This is a genomic window from Pseudomonas sp. JZ134 (assembly GCF_051027695.1).
Lineage (GTDB): Bacteria > Pseudomonadota > Gammaproteobacteria > Pseudomonadales > Pseudomonadaceae > Chryseomonas > Chryseomonas luteola.
Window position 1 is genome coordinate 437,599 of sequence record NZ_CP069250.1, and the last position, 22,055, is coordinate 459,653.

Below are 22,055 nucleotides of genomic sequence, written 5' to 3' on the forward strand. Positions count from 1 at the left end.
AGGAGCGCTACCATGTTACTGATGCTGGATAACTACGATTCCTTCACCTATAACCTCGTGCAATACCTGGGCGAGTTAGGGGCAGACGTAAAAGTCGTACGCAACGATGAAACGACCGTAAACGAAATCGATGCGCTGGCGCCGGAGCGCATTGTCGTTTCCCCAGGCCCCTGCACACCGAATGAGGCAGGCGTCTCGCTCGAACTGCTGAAACATTTCGCAGGCAAAGTGCCTACTTTGGGTGTGTGCCTTGGTCATCAGAGCCTGGGGCAGGCATTTGGAGGTGAGGTGGTCAGAGCGCGTGAGCCGATGCATGGCAAAACGAGCCTGGTTTATCACAAGGGTGAGGGTGTATTTGCCGGATTGCCCAACCCCTTTACGGTCACGCGCTACCATTCGCTTGTGGTGAAACGAGAAACGCTGCCGGACTGTCTGGAAATTACTGCCTGGACTCAACACGAAGATGGAACCATGGATGAAATCATGGGGCTCCGTCACCGCGAGTACATGCTGGAAGGTGTCCAGTTTCACCCCGAGTCGATTCTTACCGAATACGGTCATGACCTGCTGGCCAATTTCCTCAAGCAGACCGGAGGCGCACGCTAGTCATGGATATCAAGGAAGCGCTCGGCAAAATCGTCAGTCAACTCGACCTGACCACAAGCGAAATGCAGGACGTCATGCGCCAGATCATGACCGGGCAATGTGATGATGCCCAGATCGGCGCTTTTCTCATGGGCATGCGTATCAAGAGCGAAACCATCGATGAAATCTGTGGTGCCGTAAGCGTGATGCGCGAGCTGGCTACCAAGGTTGAATTGCCCAGCCTTGAGCACGTTGTGGACATTGTGGGAACAGGAGGGGATGGGGCCAATATCTTCAACGTATCATCGGCTTCTGTCTTTGTTGTCGCGGCTGCTGGGGGAAAAGTAGCCAAGCACGGCAACCGTGCTGTTTCAGGTAAAAGCGGCAGTGCCGACCTGCTTGAAGCGGCGGGGATTTATCTCAACCTGACGCCCGAACAAATAGCCCGTTGCGTTAACGAGATAGGGGTAGGCTTTATGTTTGCCCAATCGCACCACAGTGCGATGCGCCATGCTGCAGGCCCTCGAAAGTCTCTGGGGCTGCGTACGTTATTCAACATGCTAGGTCCGTTGACCAGTCCAGCCGGTGTCTTGCATCAAGTAGTAGGGGTATTCACGCCTGCACTGTGCCGTCCCCTTGCCGAAGTGCTGCAGCGGCTAGGCAGCAAGCATGTGCTGGTTGTTCACTCCAGGGATGGGCTTGACGAGTTCAGCCTGGCGGCGCCTACACGTGTTGCTGAACTCAAGGATGGACAAATTCAAGAGTATGAAGTCCTTCCGGAGGATGTTGGTATCAAGAGTCAGAGCTTGATCGGGCTTACAGTCGACAGCCCGGAGGCTTCATTAAGTCTGATCCGGGATGCCCTGGGGCGTCGGAAAACCGAGGCTGGGCAAAAGGCCGCTGACATGATTGTGCTTAATGCGGGAGCCGCATTGTATGCAGCTGATCTAGCTTCAAGTTTGCAAGAAGGTGTCAATCTGGCGCATGACGCGTTGTACAGCGGCCTTGCCCGGGAAAAAATGGATGAGTTGGCCAGCTTTACAGCGGTATACAAAGTGGAGAATCAAGCGTGAGCGTACCTACCGTTCTGCAAAAAATCCTGGCCCGCAAAGCTGAAGAAGTAGCACAGCGTAAGTCAGCGCTTCCACTGGCCGATCTGGAGGCCTTGGCGCAGGCCTCTGAATCACCAAGGGGATTTGCCCAGGCCCTGATGGATCGCGTGGCACGCAGAGAACCAGCGGTCATTGCTGAGGTCAAGAAGGCCTCGCCCAGTAAGGGTGTCCTACGTGAGGAGTTCGTACCGGCAGATATTGCACGAAGCTATGAAGCAGGCGGCGCGACCTGTCTTTCGGTCCTGACGGATATCGATTTCTTTCAGGGCAGCGATGCCTATTTGAAGGAAGCCCGGGCAGCCTGCTCGTTACCTATCATTCGTAAAGACTTCATGATCGATCCATATCAGGTCGTTGAAGCCCGTGTGATTGGTGCTGATTGCATTCTTCTCATCGTGTCCGCCCTGGACGATACCTTGATGGCAGAGCTAGCCGCTACGGCAAAGTCGGTTGGCCTCGATGTGCTTGTTGAAGTTCACGATGCAAATGAGTTGGAGCGAGCGCTGAAAACGCTCGATACGCCGCTGATCGGTATCAATAACCGTAACCTGCATACATTTGAAGTGAGCTTGGAAACAACACTGGACCTTTTGCCGTCTATTCCACGAGAACGTCTGGTGGTAACCGAGAGTGGCATTCTGAACAGGGCTGACGTTGAGCTGATGCAAGTCAGCGATGTGCATGCCTTTTTAGTAGGTGAAGCATTCATGCGTGCAGAGGATCCCGGACACGAGCTGCACCGGCTGTTCTTTCCTGAAAGACGCGCGGGGATCTCCTCCCTCGACGTAGAGTGATTAATAAAAAAGCCGGCGCGAGCCGGCTTTTTTGTCAGAGCATGGTGTGTTTAGCGAGTACCAAACACAACCATCGTCTTGCCTTTCACATGGACAAGGCCCTGTTCTTCCAGAGACTTGAGTACGCGACCGACCATTTCACGTGAGCATCCAACGATGCGGCCAATTTCTTGGCGCGTGATTTTGATCTGCATACCGTCCGGATGCGTCATGGCGTCGGGCTGTTTGCACAAGTCAAGCAGCGTACGAGCGACACGACCAGTCACGTCCAGGAAGGCAAGATCACCTACCTTACGCGTAGTCTGGCGCAGACGCTCGGCCATCTGGCGGCCCAGCGAGAAGAGCATGTCGGGATCTTGCTGGCTCAGTTCTCTGAACTGGCTGTAGCTGATCTCGGCAACCTCGCACTCCGTGCGTGCACGAACCCAGGCGCTGCGTTCGGGTTCGCTTCCTTCCTTGGCAAATAGCCCCATCTCGCCGAAAAAGTCGCCCGCATTCAAATAGGCGATGATCATTTCGCGACCTTCGTCGTCCTCAATCAGAATCGTTACCGACCCTTTGAGGATGAAGAACAGGCTTTCACTGTTATCACCCGCATAAATGATCGTCGTCTTGGCGGTATAGCGGCGACGCGAGCAATGCGCGAGCAGTTTATCGAGATGTTGAAGTTTTGCAGGAGGAATAATAGCGGCCATGCTGGTTCCTGAAGTTGAGACAAGCCTTGTCTACAGGGATTTGAACATATCGGCAAGTTTGCCACTAAATTAAAGTGAATTTTTACTCTGCAGATCACGACTTGTGAAGTGTGCGACGTGACTAACAGTTTAATGGCAGTTTGATAGCATTCCATCACATTTATGGGGCTGTGGTACTCTATTTTTTTACTTGCTGTGGAGTCTCATGGTGAAAGCACGAATTCAATGGGCCGGTGAGGCCATGTTTCTGGGCGAGTCGGGCAGTGGCCATGTGGTTGTCATGGACGGCTCTCCTGATCATGGCGGTCGTAACCTGGGCGTCCGCCCAATGGAGGCTCTGCTAATCGGCTTGGGTGGCTGCACCAGCTTTGATGTGATGAGTATCTTAAAGAAATCTCGCCAGGCTGTAGAGAGCTGTGAGGCCTTTCTTGAGGCTGAGCGGGCTGAATCCGAACCCAAGGTATTTACCAAGATACACATCCGCTTTGTGGTCAAGGGCCGTGACTTGAAGGAAGCGCAGGTCAAGCGCGCCATTGAGCTGTCTGCAGAAAAGTATTGTTCAGCTTCCATCATGCTGGAGCGTGCGGGCGTCGAGATTTCGCACGGATACGAGATCATAGAGCTTAATTAAGCCCTGACTGTCATCAATTCATCGTCTTTCGGGCGCAACCTCTGGCGGATAGCCCTCAGGCTCTGCATAATGCGCCCCTTTTCAGGGCAAGGCCCGACAAGCACAGCCACAATCGCCAATGCGAAGAGGTATGAAACGGCCCTACGCACCTGCGCCTTATGCAGATGACGGGCATTCACGACCACGGTCAGAGACCGTACCTATGGGAGTTCCCTACGGTGAAAAGTAAACTCAGGCTCCATGGTTTCAACAACCTGACGAAGACCTTGAGCTTCAATATCTATGACATCTGCTATGCAGAGACGTCAGAAGATCAGCAAGCCTATGTACAGTACATTGATGAAGAGTATGACGCCGAGCGTCTGACTCAGATCCTGACAGACGTCGTGGATATCATCGGTGCCAATATTCTGAATATCGCTCGCCAGGATTACGACCCTCAGGGCGCCAGCGTGACCATTCTCATTTCGGAGCAGCCTGTTGAGCCTACCGAAAGCCAGATCGAGGAATCACCCGGTCCGCTACGCGAAACAATTTTAGGGCATCTGGATAAAAGCCATATTACGGTTCATACCTATCCGGAAATTCATCCCGTTGACGGCATCGCCACATTCCGTGTCGATATCGATGTGTCTACCTGTGGCGTCATCTCACCGCTAAAGGCATTGAATTATCTGATTCATCAGTTTGATTCGGATATTGTGACTGTCGACTATCGCGTTCGTGGTTTTACCCGCGATGTGGAAGGACGCAAGCACTTTATCGATCATGAGATCAATTCCATCCAGAACTACCTGTCTGAAGACACGCGTTCGGCCTATCAGATGACGGATGTAAACGTCTATCAGGACAATCTGTTCCACACCAAGATGCTATTGAAAGAGTTCGAGCTAGAAAATTACCTGTTTGGTGATGCTACTCAGAATCTTTCGCGTGAGCAGCGTGAGCAGGTAACGCAACGCCTCAAGCATGAGATGCGTGAGATATTTTCTGGTCGTAACCTGCCTCGTTAAGCAGCAGGTGAAATTAAAAGGGCGCTTTGAGCGCCCTTTTTGTTGTCTTAAATGCGGTATGTGCTTTTGGTCATTACCTTTGAAAGAAGCGTCATGCCAAGTTTGATAGGCGTAGCGAAGCGTAGCCCGCCTGCATCCAGGGCATGATCCGCATGTTGCTCCTCGTCAATGCGCATCTGCTCAAGAATCGCTCGGGAGCGCTTGTCTTCCGAAGGAAGCTGCATCAGGTGCTCATCAAGATGCTTACAGACTTGCTCTTCTGTCGCGGCGACAAAGCCAAGGCTGAGGCGATCGCTGATCAGGCCAGCAGTCGCGCCGATGCTAAATGATAGGCCATAGAACAATGGATTAAGTACGCTGGTATGGCTTCCCAACTCCTTAATTCGCTGTTCGCACCAGGCGAGGTGATCAATCTCCTCGTCAGCGGCTTCTTCCATGGCGCTTCGAATTTCAGGCAGCTTGGCCGTCAAGGCCTGTCCCTGATAGAGCGCTTGTGCGCACACTTCTCCGGTGTGGTTGATGCGCATCAGTCCAGCCACGTGCCGGGTGCTGGACTCATCCAGCTCGGCTTCCGAATGACTCAGCGCAGGGGAGGCCCTATTAGGGTGTCCATTGAAAGGCAGTAGTGTTTTTAATGCGGCATCAACCTGCATGAACAGGTGATCTGCAGGGGAATAGTGACGATCGTTAGCCATTCCAGTCTCCAGGTTCAAATCAGGGGAGGGTAAAGGAACGCTTAACCCGGCGGCCATGTCATTTGCCGTTGGCCAAGTACATGCATATGGATGTGGTAAACCGTTTGTCCACCCATTGGATTACAGTTCATGACCACCCGGAAGCCTTCATCGCAACCTTGTTCCTGGGCCAGGCGTTGTGCCGTAAACAGGATATGACCTGCTAGCGTCTTGTCATCGGTTTCGCTCAGGTCATGAAGCGTGGCGATATGCTTCTTGGGAATGACAAGAAAATGAACGGGCGCCTGGGGCGATATGTCATGGAAGGCAATGACATGATCGTCCTCATAAAGCTTGCGGGCTGGAATCTCTCCCGCCACGATTTTACAGAACAGGCAGTCCATGGATGTCTCCTGTGTATTTGAAGATCAAAGTGTAGCGAGGGTTATCTTTTGCGCACAGACGCAAGTCAAGGTGATGTCAGCATGCGGCCTATTCTGTCGGTAACTTTTCTTACAAGTGAGCGTGGCAAAAAACGAGGTACCATTGCCGTCAGGCGGTTTCGCCATCCGCAATGAATGATGGCCTTGCGCTTGGCGAGGCCATGCATGGCGATCAATGCAACCTCCTCGGCGCCCATCATGGTTTTGCCTTTCTCCATTGAGGCAGTCTGCATGCCGGCTTTGCGGAAAAAGCTTGTACGCGTTGGGCCAGGGCATAACACCGAGACGGAAATGCCTCGGCTTTTTAGTTCTTCACGCAGCCCTTCGGAAAAATGCAGGACATACGCCTTGCTGGCGGCATAGCTGCTCATAAGCGGAATGGGCTGGAAGGCGGCCGTCGAAGCCACGTTGAGAATCTGTCCGCCGCCCTGTTGAGCCATGTGCGCACCTAGGGCATGGCAGAGGCGAGTCAGGGCCAGCACATTCAACTCAATAAGGTGCTGCTCGCGTGACCAGTCGGAGGAAAGAAAGGGGCCGCCAGTCCCCATGCCTGCACAGTTCACAAGCAGGTCGATAACCTTCTCGCTCTGCTCAAGCTCGTGCAGAAGCCCTGTCACATGCAGCGGCTCCGACAGATCGCAAACACGATAAAGTACTTCCACGCCAAATCGCTGGGCCAGCTCACTGGCAATGCTTTCAAGTGCCTCCCGCTTTCGGGCAAGTAAGATCAAGGGATGACCGCGGCGCGCCAGTGCTTCAGCAAGCGCAAGGCCTATTCCACTAGAGGCGCCAGTAATTAATGCATAGCGAGGCATGATGCTCCCTCAGAAGTACGGCATGGAGTTGGACCGCTCCGGCGTGGCAGGGTGCCCTTAGCTAGGGCGCACAAGGGAGGCCAGAATCACAGCGATCACAATAAATAGCCAGACACCCGCTAAAAGCTTGACCGCTATGCTGTTAGGTGGAGGCGGTGCACCATAGCGATTGGCTGTACGTGATCCTGGTAAGACCATCAGCACGAAAGTAAACAGGCCTCCTATGAGCGGAACGATGCTCAAAAGCCAGAGCCAGCCTGACCAGCCTAAATCATGCAAGCGTTGAACACCTATGCTCAGGTTAATAAATAGCATTGCAAGACCAAGCAGCGCACTAAGCCCAAGCCCTGTAAGGATTGAGGGATGCGACGTCATGAGACTTGCGATCCCTACCGTTGTCAGTAGTGCAAAAAAGGCGGCAAAAAAAGCGGCAGATGCTACAAGCGACCAAGCTAAAAAGCGCAGGCGTCCTATTCGACCTTTGAGGCTGAAGACCTTCAAGGTACCGTATTCATGTTCGCCATGGGTATAAAGGTCTGCTTGAGGCGGAGCATAAGGAGACGCGGCCATGACTGGCGCAGTTGACGGTGCGGGCGGCTCTGACGCTAGCTCAGCCTGACGTGCCAGGTACTTTTCAACAATAATGCCGCACTGCTCGCATTCGTCGCGCTTGGTCTGTTCATGTCCACATTTTGGACAAGTCATTAACCGTGTGCTTTCTTTTGCTGGTGTTTCTTTGTCCTCAACCAACGTAAGCATGGAGGCCAAGTCCTGTTCTTTCCTGGCTTGAGCGCCAGCTTGTCTCAAAGCTGCTAGGTAACGATCAGCCTCAGGTTCCGAAAGGTCCCTTTTTAATGTAACCGGACCGCGAAACAGCTGGGCTATTTTCTGCGTATCACTTTTGAAAAGTTTCGCAAGATTCTCCAGTACATCATCTCGACAGGCGCCGGGGAGCAATTGCCCATCAAAGGTAATCTTGTAACGCGTATCAGACATGGCGAGCTTCCTTGTCGCACAATAGAAGAGGCACGCAGCATATTGTCAGGATATGCTGCGTCTGGAAATTTAGTAGGGTTTGATGACAACCAGGATCACGATCGCAATCAGGATCAGGACAGGAGCTTCATTAAACCAGCGGTAGAATACATGACTGTGTTTGTTTTCACCTCGCGCAAAGCGTTTCAGCATGGCACCGCACATGTGGTGATAGCCGACCAGCAAAAAGACAAGTGCAAGCTTGGTATGCATCCAGCCCTGACTCAGCCAGCCTGGATTCAGGACCAGTAATACAATGCCGAAAACAAGCGTAGCCAGCATTGAAGGCAGCATGATTCCTCGATACAGCTTTCGCTCCATCAGAATGAAGCGCTCACGGCTAACGGTGTCTTCACTTTGCGCGTGGTAGACAAAAAGTCGGGGCAAATAGAACAGACCGGCAAACCAGCAGACTAAAGCTATGATGTGTAACGCTTTGATCCATAGATAGAGCATCAGGTATCTCCGGCAATATAAAACCAGAGATAGTAGATGCCCGTATTGCAGGCGTCACCTTATAAGCGATTTAAGTTTTAATTATCGGTCGGTCGCAGAATAGTTGACCATTTTTCTGGGTTAAGCGGATAATGTTGCATATTGCAGTTGGTATCGGCGAAAGCCGGGAGATTCAAGCATGACCATCGAAACCTTCATTCCGACTCCCTTATTGTTCTCCCCCGGTGCAGCCAATAAGGTAAAGAACTTAATCGATGAGGAGGGCAACCCTCGTCTTAAGCTGCGCGTGTTTGTGACGGGGGGAGGGTGTTCTGGCTTCCAGTACGGCTTTACATTTGATGAAGATACGGCTGAAGACGACACCATTGTAGAGCGTGACGGCGTAAGTCTGGTTGTCGATCCTATGAGCTTCCAGTATCTGGCTGGCGCTGAAGTCGATTATCAGGAGGGGCTGGAGGGTTCGCGTTTCGTCATTAAGAACCCTAATGCGGCAACTACATGTGGCTGCGGTCAGTCTTTCTCAATCTAAGAAGGCTTTACTGAGGCGCCGCGTTTAAACGCGGCGCTTTCGCTTAGGCAGGATACAGCGCGCCTAAGATTCTAGGCCCCTTAGCCGCTGTTACGTCCGGGCAGTTACCCGGTATGCGCTCAACAAAACAATGTGCCAGCCAGGCAAATGCCATTGCTTCTACCCAGTCTGGCGAAACGCCAAGTGCGTCTGTGGTTGTAACGAGCGTTTCTGGTAAATGAGCAGAGAGTCGCTTAAGCAGAAACTCATTGTGAGCACCGCCGCCACAGATAAATAGCTCGGCACATGTGGGTTGAGCCAGTCGCAGCGAATCACAGACAGAAATGGCGGTAAGCTCGGCCAGGGTTGCTTGAACATCGGCTACCGGTATCGCAGGAAGCACTGAGAGCTTTTGTTTTAACCAGCTTAAATTGAATAGCTCGCGCCCAGTACTTTTAGGCCCCTGTTTGGCAAAAAAAGAATCAGACAAAAAGGCATTAAGAAGCATGGATGAAATGGAGCCACTGGCAGCCCAGGCACCAAACTGGTCATAAGGCTCGCCTTTGTGCTCATTTATCCATGCATCCATCAATACATTACCTGGGCCGCAGTCGAAGCCCTCTATAGGGTGGCTAGGTGATAGCAATGTAATATTGGTAAAACCACCGATGTTAAGAATGGCTCGCTCTTTCGCCGGATCTCCAAAGATGGCCGCGTGAAAAGCGGGGACGAGGGGAGCACCTTGTCCACCAGCAGCCACATCCCGTCGACGAAAATCTGCAACAACATCAATCCCTGTCAGCTCTGCAAGAAGTGCCGGGTTGCCGATCTGAATCGTGTAGCCATCAGATGGACTATGCCTGACTGTCTGCCCGTGACTACCAATCGCTCTGATATGCGAGGTCGATAGCTGCGCTTCGCTGAGGAGTTGCTCAATACCTTGAGCAGCCAAATGGACCCAATCCTGCTCAGCCAGTGCGGCACGTTCCAGTTCGTTGTCGCCAGCACTGCACAGTTCAAGAAGCTTATGTTTGAGGCTCGATGGCATCGGCACATAATGAGAGCCGATAAGCGTGCATCTAGTAGCCGTTTGATCAATAAGGGCAATGTCCAGTCCGTCCAAGCTGGTACCAGACATTAGCCCTATATAAAGCGTCATACCTGTCAACGCTTGTTCATGGCAAGAAGGGTGGACTTTTCCTGGTCCATGCGGGCCATTAAAGGCTGGCTTTGGCTCAAGAAACGTTTCACCTCATTTTTTGCGATAGGATCAGCCATAGGTAGCTTTACGCCGAGCGGATCGACATGCGTACCATTGATGCGGAATTCATAGTGCAAATGAGGTCCCGTTGCGAGTCCTGTCATGCCTACATATCCAATAACCTGTCCTTGCTTAACCTGTACGCCTGGTCGAATGCCTTGACCGAATTTGCTCATATGTCCATAAACAGTGCTGTAGCGCTGTCCGTGCTGGATTACTACAGCGTTTCCGTAACCACCCTTGCGCCCAGCTTCTACCACTTTGCCATCCCCTGTCGCATGGATAGGCGTACCGGTTGGTGCTGCGTAGTCCACACCCTTATGCGCACGAATCTTGCTCAGGACAGGATGGTAACGACCCAGGGAAAAACGAGAGCTGATACGGGTAAACTCTACTGGAGTACGAATAAATGCCCTACGCATGCTGCTACCGTCAGCCGTGTAGTAATTCGTAGTGCCTTGCTTGCTGGTATAGCGGACTGCGGTAAAGGTTTTACCGCGGTTGGTGAAGCGCGCCGCTAAAATGTTGCCGTTGCCGACACGCTTTCCATCGACCACCTTCTTTTCGTAGATGACCTCGAATTCGTCGCCTTCTCGTATATCCAGTGCGAAGTCAATATCATAGGCGAATACGTTGGCCAGTGACATGATCATGTCGTGGGACAGGCCGGCGCGTCGGCCAGCTGTAAATAGAGAGCTATCAATAACGCCGCGTGCATAAGCCTTTTCAACATCAGGCTGTGCTATTTCACGCTTAAAGTCATAACCACTTTCAGCTTTGGAGATCGTGATGGTTTCCAAGGCGTTTGGCTTGCTTCGGAAGCCGAGCAGGTCACCGGTCTGAGATACCTTGAATTCGAGCTTTTGGCCTATGTGAATTCGGCTAAGGGCTTTGGCTTCTTTGTCGCTATTTAAAACGTCTTGCAGCACGTTTGCTGACAAACCGGCTGCCGAGAATAATGTGGAAAGCGTGTCGCCATTTTTAACAGTTTCGACTTTCCACTGAGGGTCAACTGAGGCAAGGCTTTCGGTAGAAGAGGGTTCAGCTGAGTTGGGTTCTTGAGCCGTTTCGGTTGACTCAGGAATACTGGCGAACGGACTTTCAGTTGTGGACGCTTCAGGCTCTGAGAGAGTGCTTAGCTGTCGAAGGTCATCCTTTTCTTGAATAATGCGCTCAGCACTATTCTGAATATCCATATTAACGAGCGTTTTCTTTGCCTCGACATCGCGAGAAGGAAACACCAGCAGAGCCAAACTCAGAAGCGCAGCGACCCCACTAGCAGCCAGGATATGGCTTTTAGGATACAACGGGCTTTTTGGAGTTGGTTGTGTCATGACGTAGCGGTGCTTTTGAGCATGAATAACTGCCTAAAATATAATCAAATAAAGTTCCGAACAACCCTTAATAATTTTCAATATGTGCCTGATAGGTAGAGGTTTCTGGAAATCTTGTTTTTATCAGGTGATCTTGTATGGTTGCGCCATTAATTTAAGCGGGATTGGCTAATGAAATCGGTAGAAGAACAGTTAGCGCTGATCAAGCGTGGAGCTGACGAGCTTTTGGTTGAATCTGAGCTCATTACAAAGCTTGAGAAAGGGACTCCGTTGCGTATCAAAGCAGGCTTTGATCCTACAGCTCCAGACCTTCATCTAGGCCATACCGTTCTGATCAATAAGCTACGTCAATTCCAGGAGCTGGGTCATCAGGTCATTTTCCTGATTGGTGACTTCACAGGCATGATTGGCGATCCCAGTGGTAAAAGCACGACTCGTCCGCCGTTGACGCGTGACCAGGTTCTTGAAAACGCCGAAACCTATAAAGCTCAGGTATTCAAGATATTGGATCCGGCGAAGACTGAAGTGGCGTTTAATTCTGCTTGGATGGACAAGCTTACACCGGCTGACTTTATCCGCCTGGCGTCTCAGTACACGGTCGCACGTATGCTTGAACGTGACGATTTCAGTAAGCGGTACGCGACTAATCAACCCATTGCTATTCATGAGTTCTTGTACCCCCTGGTTCAGGGGTATGACTCGGTTGCATTGAAAGCAGATGTCGAGCTTGGTGGAACTGATCAGAAATTCAATTTGTTAATGGGCCGCGAGTTGCAGCGTGCCTATGGCCAAGAGGCGCAGTCCATTCTCACCATGCCTTTGCTTGAGGGGCTGGATGGCGTCAAGAAGATGTCCAAGTCGCTTGGCAACTATATAGGCATCCAGGAAGCGCCTGGCGTTATGTACAATAAGATCGTTTCAATGCCTGACTCGCTGATGTGGCGATATTTTGAGCTTTTAAGCTTTAGGGCGATGAGTGAGATTGAAGCGTTTCGCCATGATGTAGAGGCGGGTGCCAATCCGCGCGATATCAAGATCAAGTTGGCCGAGGAGATCGTTGCCCGGTTCCATGGTGAGGAGGCAGCTGCTACCGCTCACCGTTCTGCTGGCAATCGCATGAAGGACGGCGAGCTACCAGAGGAAATTCCAGAGGTAACGTTAACGACTGCGGAGGATATGCCCGTAGCCGCAGTGCTCAATCGCGCAGGTCTGGTAAAGAACTCAGCTGCTGCACGTGATTTGCTGAACGCAGGTAGCGTAAAGGTTGATGGTGAAGTAGTAGATCGAAGCTTTGTCTTCAAGTTGGGTACTACTCATGTTTGTCAGGCAGGCAAGAAGGCATTTGCCCGCATTGTTATTAAAGCTGAGTAGTTCAAAATAAAGCTTGACCTGTGAGCGGAGGGGCCTATAATGCGCCCACTTCCGCTGCAACGGAACGGCAAAAAGCCTTGTAGATCAATGGCTTAGCTGTTTAGTTAAGGTCAGGCCTCCGGTCTGGCAGAAGTGGAAAGAGGGAAGCGGTAGTTGACAAGCCTCTGGGCTTGTGTAGAATACGCCTCCCGCTGCCAGAACAGGTTTCCTGATCCGGCAGGTCCGGCAAGCAGTTCAGCGGGTTAGACCGGTTGAACAAAATGCTTGACAGGACAAGAGGTTAGCGTAGAATGCGCGCCTCGGTTGAGACAAGGTCTTAACCAACCGCTCTTTAACAAGTTGAATCAAGCAATTCGTGTGGGTGCTTGTGCTGTAAGACTGATGGATCGACAAGATTATCAGCAAGACAAGTAACACTCGTGAATTCGAGAGTTTATTTGCGATTGCTGAGCCAAGTTTAGGGTTTTCTCAAAACCCAAATATGTTTGAACTGAAGAGTTTGATCATGGCTCAGATTGAACGCTGGCGGCAGGCCTAACACATGCAAGTCGAGCGGATGAGGAGAGCTTGCTCTCTGATTCAGCGGCGGACGGGTGAGTAATGCCTAGGAATCTGCCTGGTAGTGGGGGACAACGTTTCGAAAGGAACGCTAATACCGCATACGTCCTACGGGAGAAAGTGGGGGATCTTCGGACCTCACGCTATCAGATGAGCCTAGGTCGGATTAGCTAGTTGGTGGGGTAACGGCTCACCAAGGCGACGATCCGTAACTGGTCTGAGAGGATGATCAGTCACACTGGAACTGAGACACGGTCCAGACTCCTACGGGAGGCAGCAGTGGGGAATATTGGACAATGGGCGAAAGCCTGATCCAGCCATGCCGCGTGTGTGAAGAAGGCCCTCGGGTCGTAAAGCACTTTAAGCTGGGAGGAAGGGTTGTAACCTAATACGTTGCAGCTTTGACGTTACCAGCAGAATAAGCACCGGCTAACTCTGTGCCAGCAGCCGCGGTAATACAGAGGGTGCAAGCGTTAATCGGAATTACTGGGCGTAAAGCGCGCGTAGGTGGCTTGGTAAGTTGAATGTGAAATCCCCGGGCTCAACCTGGGAACTGCATCCAAAACTGCCTGGCTAGAGTACGGTAGAGGGTGGTGGAATTTCCTGTGTAGCGGTGAAATGCGTAGATATAGGAAGGAACACCAGTGGCGAAGGCGACCACCTGGACTGATACTGACACTGAGGTGCGAAAGCGTGGGGAGCAAACAGGATTAGATACCCTGGTAGTCCACGCCGTAAACGATGTCAACTAGCCGTTGGGGTCCTTGAGACTTTAGTGGCGCAGCTAACGCAATAAGTTGACCGCCTGGGGAGTACGGCCGCAAGGTTAAAACTCAAATGAATTGACGGGGGCCCGCACAAGCGGTGGAGCATGTGGTTTAATTCGAAGCAACGCGAAGAACCTTACCAGGCCTTGACATGCAGAGAACTTTCCAGAGATGGATTGGTGCCTTCGGGAACTCTGACACAGGTGCTGCATGGCTGTCGTCAGCTCGTGTCGTGAGATGTTGGGTTAAGTCCCGTAACGAGCGCAACCCTTGTCCTTAGTTACCAGCACATTATGGTGGGCACTCTAAGGAGACTGCCGGTGACAAACCGGAGGAAGGTGGGGATGACGTCAAGTCATCATGGCCCTTACGGCCTGGGCTACACACGTGCTACAATGGTCGGTACAAAGGGTTGCCAAACCGCGAGGTGGAGCTAATCCCATAAAACCGATCGTAGTCCGGATCGCAGTCTGCAACTCGACTGCGTGAAGTCGGAATCGCTAGTAATCGTGAATCAGAACGTCACGGTGAATACGTTCCCGGGCCTTGTACACACCGCCCGTCACACCATGGGAGTGGGTTGCACCAGAAGTAGCTAGTCTAACCTTCGGGAGGACGGTTACCACGGTGTGATTCATGACTGGGGTGAAGTCGTAACAAGGTAGCCGTAGGGGAACCTGCGGCTGGATCACCTCCTTAATCGATAGATCCCAGCTTTGGCATAAGCTCCCACACGAATTGCTTGATTCACTGAAATAAAGACGCGAGATGAGTCAAGACTCAAGCGTTAGACGATTGGGTCTGTAGCTCAGTTGGTTAGAGCGCACCCCTGATAAGGGTGAGGTCGGCAGTTCGAATCTGCCCAGACCCACCAATCGATGGGGCCATAGCTCAGCTGGGAGAGCGCCTGCTTTGCACGCAGGAGGTCAGGAGTTCGATCCTCCTTGGCTCCACCATCTAACACCGCGTTAAAGCTCAGAACTGAGTGCTTACCCCCCCCTTAAGGGTTGGGTCGGAGCATTGACTTCTGAACTTTGTTTTCAGACTGTTCTTTAAAAATTTGGGTATGTGATAGAAGTACGAACACATAGGCTGTTTCACTGCAGACTATGTGGTCAAGGTAAATTTGCGAGTTCAAGCGCAAGTTTTCGGCGAATGTCGTGTTCCAAACCAAACATAACTTCAGATTCTTTGGGGTTATATGGTCAAGTGAATAAGCGCATACGGTGGATGCCTTGGCAGTCAGAGGCGATGAAAGACGTGATAGCCTGCGATAAGCTTCGGGGAGTCGGCAAATAGACTGTGATCCGGAGATCTCTGAATGGGGGAACCCACCTGACATAAGTCAGGTATCTCACACTGAATCCATAGGTGTGAGAGGCGAACCAGGGGAACTGAAACATCTAAGTACCCTGAGGAAAAGAAATCAACCGAGATTCCCTAAGTAGTGGCGAGCGAACGGGGACTAGCCCTTAAGCTCAATTGATTTTAACCGAACGCTCTGGAAAGTGCGGCCATAGTGGGTGATAGCCCCGTAGGTGAAAGGATCTTTTGAGTGAAATCGAGTAGGACGGCGCACGTGAAACGTTGTCTGAATATGGGGGGACCATCCTCCAAGGCTAAATACTACTGACTGACCGATAGTGAACCAGTACCGTGAGGGAAAGGCGAAAAGAACCCCGGAGAGGGGAGTGAAATAGAACCTGAAACCGTATGCGTACAAGCAGTGGGAGCCCACTTTGTTGGGTGACTGCGTACCTTTTGTATAATGGGTCAGCGACTTATATTCAGTGGCAAGCTTAACCGTATAGGGAAGGCGTAGCGAAAGCGAGTCTTAATAGGGCGTTTTAGTCGCTGGGTATAGACCCGAAACCGGGCGATCTATCCATGAGCAGGTTGAAGGTTAGGTAACACTGACTGGAGGACCGAACCCACTTCCGTTGAAAAGGCAGGGGATGACTTGTGGATCGGAGTGAAAGGCTAATCAAGCTCGGAGATAGCTGGTTCTCCTCGAAAGCTATTTAGGTAGCGCCTCATGTATCACTCTGGGGGGTAGAGCACTGTTTCGGCTAGGGGGTCATCCCGACTTACCAAACCGATGCAAACTCCGAATACCCAGAAGTGCAAGCATGGGAGACACACGGCGGGTGCTAACGTCCGTCGTGAAAAGGGAAACAACCCAGACCGTCAGCTAAGGTCCCAAAGTTGTAGTTAAGTGGTAAACGATGTGGGAAGGCTTAGACAGCTAGGAGGTTGGCTTAGAAGCAGCCACCCTTTAAAGAAAGCGTAATAGCTCACTAGTCGAGTCGGCCTGCGCGGAAGATGTAACGGGGCTCAAACTACACACCGAAGCTACGGGTTCATCGCAAGATGAGCGGTAGAGGAGCGTTCTGTAAGCCTGTGAAGGTGAGTTGAGAAGCTTGCTGGAGGTATCAGAAGTGCGAATGCTGACATGAGTAACGACAATGCGAGTGAAAAACTCGCACGCCGAAAGACCAAGGGTTCCTGCGCAACGTTAATCGACGCAGGGTGAGTCGACCCCTAAGGCGAGGCTGAAAGGCGTAGTCGATGGGAAACAGGTTAATATTCCTGTACTTCTAATTACTGCGATGGGGGGACGGAGAAGGCTAGGCCAGCTTGGCGTTGGTTGTCCAAGTTTAAGGCGGTAGGCTGACTGTTTAGGTAAATCCGGACAGTTAAGGCCGAGAGCTGATGACGACTCTTCTTATGAAGAGGAAGTGGTTGATGCCATGCTTCCAGGAAAAGCCTCTAAGCTTCAGGTAATTAGAAATCGTACCCCAAACCGACACAGGTGGTCGGGTAGAGAATACCAAGGCGCTTGAGAGAACTCGGGTGAAGGAACTAGGCAAAATGGCACCGTAACTTCGGGAGAAGGTGCGCCGGTGAGGGTGAAGGACTTGCTCCGTAAGCTCATGCCGGTCGAAGATACCAGGCCGCTGCGACTGTTTATTAAAAACACAGCACTCTGCAAACACGAAAGTGGACGTATAGGGTGTGACGCCTGCCCGGTGCCGGAAGGTTAATTGATGGGGTTAGCGCAAGCGAAGCTCTTGATCGAAGCCCCGGTAAACGGCGGCCGTAACTATAACGGTCCTAAGGTAGCGAAATTCCTTGTCGGGTAAGTTCCGACCTGCACGAATGGCGTAACGATGGCGGCGCTGTCTCCACCCGAGACTCAGTGAAATTGAAATCGCTGTGAAGATGCAGTGTATCCGCGGCTAGACGGAAAGACCCCGTGAACCTTTACTGTAGCTTTGCACTGGACTTTGAGCCTGCTTGTGTAGGATAGGTGGGAGGCTTTGAAGTGGGGACGCCAGTTCCCATGGAGCCATCCTTGAAATACCACCCTGGCATGCTTGAGGTTCTAACTCTGGTCCGTTATCCGGATCGAGGACAGTGTATGGTGGGCAGTTTGACTGGGGCGGTCTCCTCCTAAAGAGTAACGGAGGAGTACGAAGGTGCGCTCAGACCGGTCGGAAATCGGTCGCAGAGTATAAAGGCAAAAGCGCGCTTGACTGCGAGACAGACACGTCGAGCAGGTACGAAAGTAGGTCTTAGTGATCCGGTGGTTCTGTATGGAAGGGCCATCGCTCAACGGATAAAAGGTACTCCGGGGATAACAGGCTGATACCGCCCAAGAGTTCATATCGACGGCGGTGTTTGGCACCTCGATGTCGGCTCATCACATCCTGGGGCTGAAGCCGGTCCCAAGGGTATGGCTGTTCGCCATTTAAAGTGGTACGCGAGCTGGGTTTAGAACGTCGTGAGACAGTTCGGTCCCTATCTGCCGTGGACGTTTGAGATTTGAGAGGGGCTGCTCCTAGTACGAGAGGACCGGAGTGGACGAACCTCTGGTGTTCCGGTTGTCACGCCAGTGGCATTGCCGGGTAGCTATGTTCGGAAAAGATAACCGCTGAAAGCATCTAAGCGGGAAACTTGCCTCAAGATGAGATCTCACTGGAGCCTTGAGCTTCCTGAAGGGCCGTTGAAGACTACAACGTTGATAGGTCGGGTGTGTAAGCGCTGTGAGGCGTTGAGCTAACCGATACTAATTGCCCGTGAGGCTTGACCATATAACACCCAAACAATCTGTTGTTTGGTAAAGACCGGCCGAAAGCTTGGTTGAACCGCAAAACACCGATCACATACCCATTCGGGGAAACGACTAGACACCGGTTCCCCACCCGAATTGCTTGACGACCATAGAGCGTTGGAACCACCTGATCCCTTTCCGAACTCAGAAGTGAAACGATGCATCGCCGATGGTAGTGTGGGGTTTCCCCATGTGAGAGTAGGTCATCGTCAAGCACCTATACCCAGAACCCCCAGGCCTAACCGCCCGGGGGTTTTGCTTTTGCGGCAGGAAAACTTCCAATATGCTGCTTATCACTGCCAGAATGATCGGCTGATGAATATATTTATCAGGTAATCTAGGCCGATGTCAGATCTTCTTAATCCACATCCATCACATGATTCTGATACGTTGATCGCTTGTCCTGAGTGTGATCTTTTAATGCAAAAGGTCACACTAGCAGTAGAAACTGAGCACAAGATATTATGCTCAAGATGCGGCTATGAGCTTTATCACTTTAAAAGGCGAGTGGTTGATAAGGGGCTCGCTTTGGTCGTGACTGCTTTGCTTCTTTTTATACCTGCTAATTTCCTGCCCATCATGAAGCTTAAAATGTTCGGGCAACAGACATATGACACTGTCTGGAGTGCAGTCATAGCGCTCTATAAAGCAGACATGACGATCATTGCTTCACTTGTGCTCTCGTGTAGCCTATTTATTCCTCTCATTAAACTGATTTGTCAGTTGCTGGTCCTTATCAGCCTTAAGCGACCTTCAATCAGATCAACAGGTATCTTATTGCTAAGGTGCTATCAGCATCTTCGTGAGTGGGGAATGTGGGAGATCTACTTGTTAGGCATCTTGGTTGCGATGGTCAAAGTTGGCGATGTAGCCGAATTAAGTCTGGGTGTGGGTTTGTTTTGCTTTACGGCTCTACTGCTTATCCAGGTCTGGCTGGACTCGCTTATGTCACCCCAGCAGTTATGGCAGGAAATAGAGGTGGAGTCTGGTCATGCGGGCCGTTGATCAAGGCCTATGGGTATGCCGTGAATGTCATAAGTTAAACAAGCCTGCCAACTCTTGCAGTCGTTGCGGAGCGGCTCTTTATCCCCGTGTTCCCAAGAGCATATCGAGGAGTTGGGCGCTACTGGTTGCCGCCGCTATTTGTTATGTTCCGGCAAATCTTTTGCCCATCATGACGGTGAGCTATTTTGGCAAGGGCGAACCGTCAACCATCATCTCTGGCATCATTGACTTGATTAACAACGGAATGATTCCTATTGCTGTAGTCGTCTTTGTCGCCAGCATTATTGTTCCTACATTCAAACTTATTGGACTGGCCTGGCTGTTGATTTCCGTCCAGCGAAAAAGAGCAATGCGCGCTCGGCAACGCATGTTTCTGTTCCGTTTTATCGAGTGGATTGGACGCTGGTCCATGCTTGATATCTTCGTAATCGCAATTTTGGTAACCCTGGTCAATTTCGGTAATTTTGCCAACGTGGATGCCAATCCCGGCGCGATCGCTTTCGCAGCTGTAGTAATTTTGACCATGCTTGCTGCAAAGACTTTTGATCCTCGATTGATCTGGGATCACACCTGCTCAGAGGATAACGATGAGTGATTTGCCCCAGCCTGTAATACGTCCTGCCTCACGTTGGTCTGCCCTTTGGGTGTTACCACTGATTGCCTTGGCCATTGCTGCCTGGTTGGGGTGGAAGGCTTATAACGAGTCTGGAGCGCAAGCCACGATCCGCTTTGATGATGGGGAAGGTATTAGTGTTGATCGAACAGAGGTGCTTTATAAAGGTATCTCTCTGGGTAAGGTAAGTCACATCAAGGTCGCAGAGGATAGCCGGGGAGTTATCGCTACGATCAATATCAACAAGGATGCCGAGAAATACCTGCGTTCTGAAACACGTTTCTGGCTGGTGAAACCCCGCGTGTCGTTAGCAGGTGTAACCGGCTTGGAAACCCTTGTCTCTGGGCAGTACATTGCAATTCAGCCTGGCGGCGGAGAGGCTGCACGGGATTTTGTGGCATTGCGCGATCCTCCACCATTAACCAGTAATTTGCCCGGCCTGCACCTTACGCTCAAAGCCGAACGATTAGGTTCTCTTATACAGGGTAGCCCTGTGTATTACAGGCAGCTGGAAGTTGGGCAGGTAGAAGGGTATCAGCTAGGCAGCGATCCTCGAGTTGTCGAGGTCAAGATTCATGTCCGTGAAGAATATGCGCACCTTGTCCGCAAACATACTCGCTTTTATAACGCCAGCGGTATCAGTGTTTCCGGTGGGCTTGACGGCTTCAAGGTGCATACTGAGTCGATCATAAGTCTTGCGGCGGGCGGGATTGCCTTCTTCACGCCAGGAAACCATGAAGACAGTCCACCTACCAATAGCTCTCCTTTCAAGCTGTATAGCGATTATGAGGCTGCCGAGGCGGGTTACAAGGTGGTTCTGCATGTGCGCGACGTTGCAGGGCTGAATCCGGGACGCACGCCTGTCATGTTCAATGGTGTGCAAGTAGGTACCATGAAAGCCTTAAGCATGAATGAGGACTATACCGGTGCTACCGCCGAGTTGATGATGGATCCTCGCACCGAATCGCTCATGAATGCGGGCAGTGAGTTTTGGACGGTCAAGCCTTCGATTTCACTGGCAGGCGTAACGGGAATCGAGGCACTGGTAAAGGGAAATTACCTTGCCGTGCGGTTTGCCAAGCACGGGCGTCCCGCCCGCGAGTTCACGATTCGCTCCAAAGCGCCTCCATTGAACACAGATGCACCTGGTCTGCACTTGGTTCTGTTCAGTGATCGTTTGAATTCAATTGATATTGGAAGCCCGATTCTCTATCGGCAAATGCAAGTGGGAAGCGTGCAAAGCTATCAGCTGTCTCGCGATCAACAGAGGGTTGTTATCGGTATACATATCGAGCCTGAATACGCGTCTCTTATCAACTCTTCGACTCGCTTTTGGAATGCCAGCGGCGTGACGCTTACCGGTAATCTGAATGGTGTTCAGGTCAAAAGCGAGTCGCTGCAAACATTGATTGCTGGCGGGATTGCATTTTCTACGCCGGATCTAAAAGCCAAACGTGTAGGTGATGCACATCGTTTTCCGCTGTTCAAGGATCAGGATGAGGCGATACGTAAAGGCACACTGATTGAGCTGCGTATGGATAACGGTGAAGGCATGAAGCCTGGAACTCCGCTTAATTTTCGTAGTTTGAAGGTGGGGCAGGTAGAAGATGTCGAGCTGGCAGATGACTTGACCAGTGTAAGGGTCAAGGTTCGCGTGACCGAGGCGGAAGACCGTATCGCCAGCTTGGGTGCTCAATTCTGGGTGGTAAAGCCCGAACTGGGGCTCTTGAGAACGGAGAATCTTGGTACGCTGGTAACCGGACGCTATATCGAAGTCTCACCAGCTGCTCATGCAGGTGTCGCCAAGACCCGTTTTGACGTTTTACCCGAGCCACCTAACACGTTGGACAAAGAGCCGGGGCTGCATCTGGTCCTCAGCGCTTCTCGACGTGGTTCGCTTAAGCCAGGCGTTGAGGTGAGCTATAAGGAAATACCGGTAGGCAAGGTTACGCGCCTGGAGTTGAGTAGCGAGGCCAACCGCGTGCTGGTACATATTCTGATCGAGCCACGTTATGCCCCATTAATACATGCCGGAACGCGGTTCTGGAATGCGAGTGGTGTTGCGGTGGATGCCAGCCTGTTCAGGGGCGTCAAGCTACGCAGCAACTCGTTTGAGGCTCTTCTGGAAGGTGGAATCGCCTTTGCCACGCCTGAACAGGATATGGGCAAACAGGCCCTGCCAGGCCAGACATTCGTTCTGTTTGATGAAGTAGAGTCTGAGTGGCAGGACTGGTCGCCGAAGATCAAATTGGGTAACGCAAATTAAGAGGA

General features: G+C 51.6%; 18 protein-coding genes, 2 tRNA genes and 3 rRNA genes. 15 read left to right on the top strand and 8 right to left on the bottom strand.

The features are described 5' to 3' along the window. Nucleotides 1-12: 12 nt before the first annotated feature. The 3 genes from JQR86_RS01940 to trpC are packed head-to-tail and all read left to right on the top strand — an operon-like array spanning nt 13 to nt 2,491. Nucleotides 13-606: an anthranilate synthase component II gene (locus JQR86_RS01940; RefSeq protein ID WP_010795966.1), complete on the top strand. Its 594-nt coding sequence runs from the start codon at nt 13-15 to the stop codon at nt 604-606. A gap of 2 nt (nt 607-608) precedes the next feature. Next, the gene (trpD, locus tag JQR86_RS01945) at nt 609-1,658 is read left to right on the top strand and encodes an anthranilate phosphoribosyltransferase (RefSeq protein ID WP_286788980.1); all 1,050 of its coding nucleotides are present in this window, start codon (nt 609-611) and stop codon (nt 1,656-1,658) included. Further along, entirely contained in the window at nt 1,655-2,491 is an 837-nt protein-coding gene (gene trpC / locus JQR86_RS01950; protein ID WP_150346489.1) for an indole-3-glycerol phosphate synthase TrpC, read from the top strand. Before trpD ends, trpC begins: the two co-directional genes overlap by 4 nt. Before the next feature lie 50 nt (nt 2,492-2,541). Here trpC and crp read toward each other — a convergent pair whose 3' ends face one another. Continuing rightward, nucleotides 2,542-3,186 carry a cAMP-activated global transcriptional regulator CRP gene (gene crp, locus JQR86_RS01955; RefSeq protein WP_010795963.1) on the bottom strand — a complete coding sequence of 215 codons (645 nt, stop codon included), beginning with the start codon at nt 3,184-3,186 and terminating at the stop codon, nt 2,542-2,544. Nucleotides 3,187-3,394: 208 nt separating this feature from the next. On the opposite strand from crp, the gene JQR86_RS01960 reads away from it, so the two are divergent. Next, nucleotides 3,395-3,817, top strand: a complete 423-nt coding sequence (locus JQR86_RS01960) for an OsmC family protein (RefSeq protein ID WP_150346490.1) — start codon at nt 3,395-3,397, stop codon at nt 3,815-3,817. Nucleotides 3,818-4,035: 218 nt separating this feature from the next. Further along, the gene (gene speD / locus JQR86_RS01965) at nt 4,036-4,830 is read left to right on the top strand and encodes an adenosylmethionine decarboxylase (RefSeq protein ID WP_010795961.1); all 795 of its coding nucleotides are present in this window, start codon (nt 4,036-4,038) and stop codon (nt 4,828-4,830) included. Between the two features lie 47 nt (nt 4,831-4,877). On the opposite strand, the gene coq7 is transcribed toward speD, so the two are convergent. From coq7 to hemJ, 5 genes are all read right to left on the bottom strand, one after another. Continuing rightward, nucleotides 4,878-5,525, bottom strand: coding sequence for a 2-polyprenyl-3-methyl-6-methoxy-1,4-benzoquinone monooxygenase (coq7, locus tag JQR86_RS01970; RefSeq protein WP_010795960.1), 648 nt, complete (start codon nt 5,523-5,525; stop codon nt 4,878-4,880). Nucleotides 5,526-5,566: 41 nt separating this feature from the next. Then, nucleotides 5,567-5,908 (bottom strand): histidine triad nucleotide-binding protein, encoded by a 342-nt coding sequence (locus JQR86_RS01975; protein WP_010795959.1) that lies wholly within the window; start codon nt 5,906-5,908, stop codon nt 5,567-5,569. 65 nt (nt 5,909-5,973) lie between these two features. Then, nucleotides 5,974-6,762, bottom strand: coding sequence for an SDR family NAD(P)-dependent oxidoreductase (locus JQR86_RS01980; RefSeq protein ID WP_010795958.1), 789 nt, complete (start codon nt 6,760-6,762; stop codon nt 5,974-5,976). 57 nt (nt 6,763-6,819) lie between these two features. Continuing rightward, on the bottom strand, nt 6,820-7,758 hold the full coding sequence (locus tag JQR86_RS01985; protein WP_404628179.1) for a DUF805 domain-containing protein: 939 nt from the start codon (nt 7,756-7,758) through the stop codon (nt 6,820-6,822). Between the two features lie 69 nt (nt 7,759-7,827). Beyond that, nucleotides 7,828-8,253 (bottom strand): protoporphyrinogen oxidase HemJ, encoded by a 426-nt coding sequence (gene hemJ, locus JQR86_RS01990; RefSeq protein WP_010795956.1) that lies wholly within the window; start codon nt 8,251-8,253, stop codon nt 7,828-7,830. Nucleotides 8,254-8,431: 178 nt separating this feature from the next. Here hemJ and erpA point away from each other — a divergent pair, with 178 nt between their 5' ends. Next, on the top strand, nt 8,432-8,782 hold the full coding sequence (gene erpA / locus JQR86_RS01995) for an iron-sulfur cluster insertion protein ErpA (RefSeq protein WP_019367557.1): 351 nt from the start codon (nt 8,432-8,434) through the stop codon (nt 8,780-8,782). A 43-nt stretch (nt 8,783-8,825) separates the two neighbouring features. Here erpA and JQR86_RS02000 read toward each other — a convergent pair whose 3' ends face one another. Together JQR86_RS02000 and JQR86_RS02005 are read right to left on the bottom strand one after the other, a co-directional pair. After that, nucleotides 8,826-9,920, bottom strand: coding sequence for an anhydro-N-acetylmuramic acid kinase (locus tag JQR86_RS02000; protein ID WP_312272058.1), 1,095 nt, complete (start codon nt 9,918-9,920; stop codon nt 8,826-8,828). A 5-nt stretch (nt 9,921-9,925) separates the two neighbouring features. Further along, a complete protein-coding gene (locus JQR86_RS02005; protein WP_312272059.1) occupies nt 9,926-11,356 on the bottom strand; it encodes a peptidoglycan DD-metalloendopeptidase family protein in 1,431 nt (476 codons plus the stop codon). A gap of 171 nt (nt 11,357-11,527) precedes the next feature. Between JQR86_RS02005 and tyrS the strand changes: the two genes are divergently transcribed. The 9 genes from tyrS to JQR86_RS02050 all read left to right on the top strand — a co-directional run bounded on the left by tyrS (nt 11,528) and on the right by JQR86_RS02050 (nt 22,050). Then, the gene (tyrS, locus tag JQR86_RS02010; protein ID WP_074826802.1) at nt 11,528-12,727 is read left to right on the top strand and encodes a tyrosine--tRNA ligase; all 1,200 of its coding nucleotides are present in this window, start codon (nt 11,528-11,530) and stop codon (nt 12,725-12,727) included. Nucleotides 12,728-13,214: 487 nt separating this feature from the next. Next, a 16S ribosomal RNA gene (locus JQR86_RS02015) occupies nt 13,215-14,751 on the top strand. A gap of 98 nt (nt 14,752-14,849) precedes the next feature. Then, nucleotides 14,850-14,926, top strand: a tRNA-Ile gene (locus JQR86_RS02020). Between the two features lie 6 nt (nt 14,927-14,932). Then, nucleotides 14,933-15,008 (top strand) — tRNA-Ala (locus JQR86_RS02025). A gap of 247 nt (nt 15,009-15,255) precedes the next feature. Next, nucleotides 15,256-18,146: ribosomal RNA gene (locus JQR86_RS02030) — 23S ribosomal RNA — on the top strand. Between the two features lie 119 nt (nt 18,147-18,265). Continuing rightward, nucleotides 18,266-18,381, top strand: a 5S ribosomal RNA gene (rrf, locus tag JQR86_RS02035). The 16S, 23S and 5S rRNA genes sit together here with 2 tRNA genes alongside, the layout of an rRNA operon. 130 nt (nt 18,382-18,511) lie before the next feature. Beyond that, nucleotides 18,512-19,171 carry a paraquat-inducible protein A gene (locus JQR86_RS02040; RefSeq protein WP_286788102.1) on the top strand — a complete coding sequence of 220 codons (660 nt, stop codon included), beginning with the start codon at nt 18,512-18,514 and terminating at the stop codon, nt 19,169-19,171. Beyond that, complete coding sequence (locus JQR86_RS02045; protein WP_407362418.1) at nt 19,158-19,766, top strand: paraquat-inducible protein A; 609 nt, start codon at nt 19,158-19,160, stop codon at nt 19,764-19,766. The genes JQR86_RS02040 and JQR86_RS02045 overlap by 14 nt, the downstream gene beginning before the upstream one ends. Beyond that, nucleotides 19,759-22,050: an MlaD family protein gene (locus JQR86_RS02050; RefSeq protein ID WP_434154227.1), complete on the top strand. Its 2,292-nt coding sequence runs from the start codon at nt 19,759-19,761 to the stop codon at nt 22,048-22,050. The genes JQR86_RS02045 and JQR86_RS02050 overlap by 8 nt, the downstream gene beginning before the upstream one ends. Nucleotides 22,051-22,055 lie beyond the last annotated feature (5 nt).

Excerpts from the sequence above, each read along its gene's own strand:
- JQR86_RS01940 (WP_010795966.1), top strand. The coding sequence starts at position 13 with ATGTTACTGATGCTGGATAACTACGATTCCTTCACCTATAACCTCGTG.
- hemJ (WP_010795956.1), bottom strand. The coding sequence starts at position 8,253 with ATGCTCTATCTATGGATCAAAGCGTTACACATCATAGCTTTAGTCTGC.
- coq7 (WP_010795960.1), bottom strand. The coding sequence starts at position 5,525 with ATGGCTAACGATCGTCACTATTCCCCTGCAGATCACCTGTTCATGCAG.
- crp (WP_010795963.1), bottom strand. The coding sequence starts at position 3,186 with ATGGCCGCTATTATTCCTCCTGCAAAACTTCAACATCTCGATAAACTG.
- trpD (WP_286788980.1), top strand. The coding sequence starts at position 609 with ATGGATATCAAGGAAGCGCTCGGCAAAATCGTCAGTCAACTCGACCTG.
- tyrS (WP_074826802.1), top strand. The coding sequence starts at position 11,528 with ATGAAATCGGTAGAAGAACAGTTAGCGCTGATCAAGCGTGGAGCTGAC.
- JQR86_RS02005 (WP_312272059.1), bottom strand. The coding sequence starts at position 11,356 with ATGACACAACCAACTCCAAAAAGCCCGTTGTATCCTAAAAGCCATATC.
- JQR86_RS02000 (WP_312272058.1), bottom strand. The coding sequence starts at position 9,920 with ATGACGCTTTATATAGGGCTAATGTCTGGTACCAGCTTGGACGGACTG.
- JQR86_RS02050 (WP_434154227.1), top strand. The coding sequence starts at position 19,759 with ATGAGTGATTTGCCCCAGCCTGTAATACGTCCTGCCTCACGTTGGTCT.
- erpA (WP_019367557.1), top strand. The coding sequence starts at position 8,432 with ATGACCATCGAAACCTTCATTCCGACTCCCTTATTGTTCTCCCCCGGT.
- JQR86_RS01980 (WP_010795958.1), bottom strand. The coding sequence starts at position 6,762 with ATGCCTCGCTATGCATTAATTACTGGCGCCTCTAGTGGAATAGGCCTT.
- JQR86_RS02040 (WP_286788102.1), top strand. The coding sequence starts at position 18,512 with ATGTCAGATCTTCTTAATCCACATCCATCACATGATTCTGATACGTTG.
- JQR86_RS02045 (WP_407362418.1), top strand. The coding sequence starts at position 19,158 with ATGCGGGCCGTTGATCAAGGCCTATGGGTATGCCGTGAATGTCATAAG.
- JQR86_RS01975 (WP_010795959.1), bottom strand. The coding sequence starts at position 5,908 with ATGGACTGCCTGTTCTGTAAAATCGTGGCGGGAGAGATTCCAGCCCGC.
- JQR86_RS01985 (WP_404628179.1), bottom strand. The coding sequence starts at position 7,758 with ATGTCTGATACGCGTTACAAGATTACCTTTGATGGGCAATTGCTCCCC.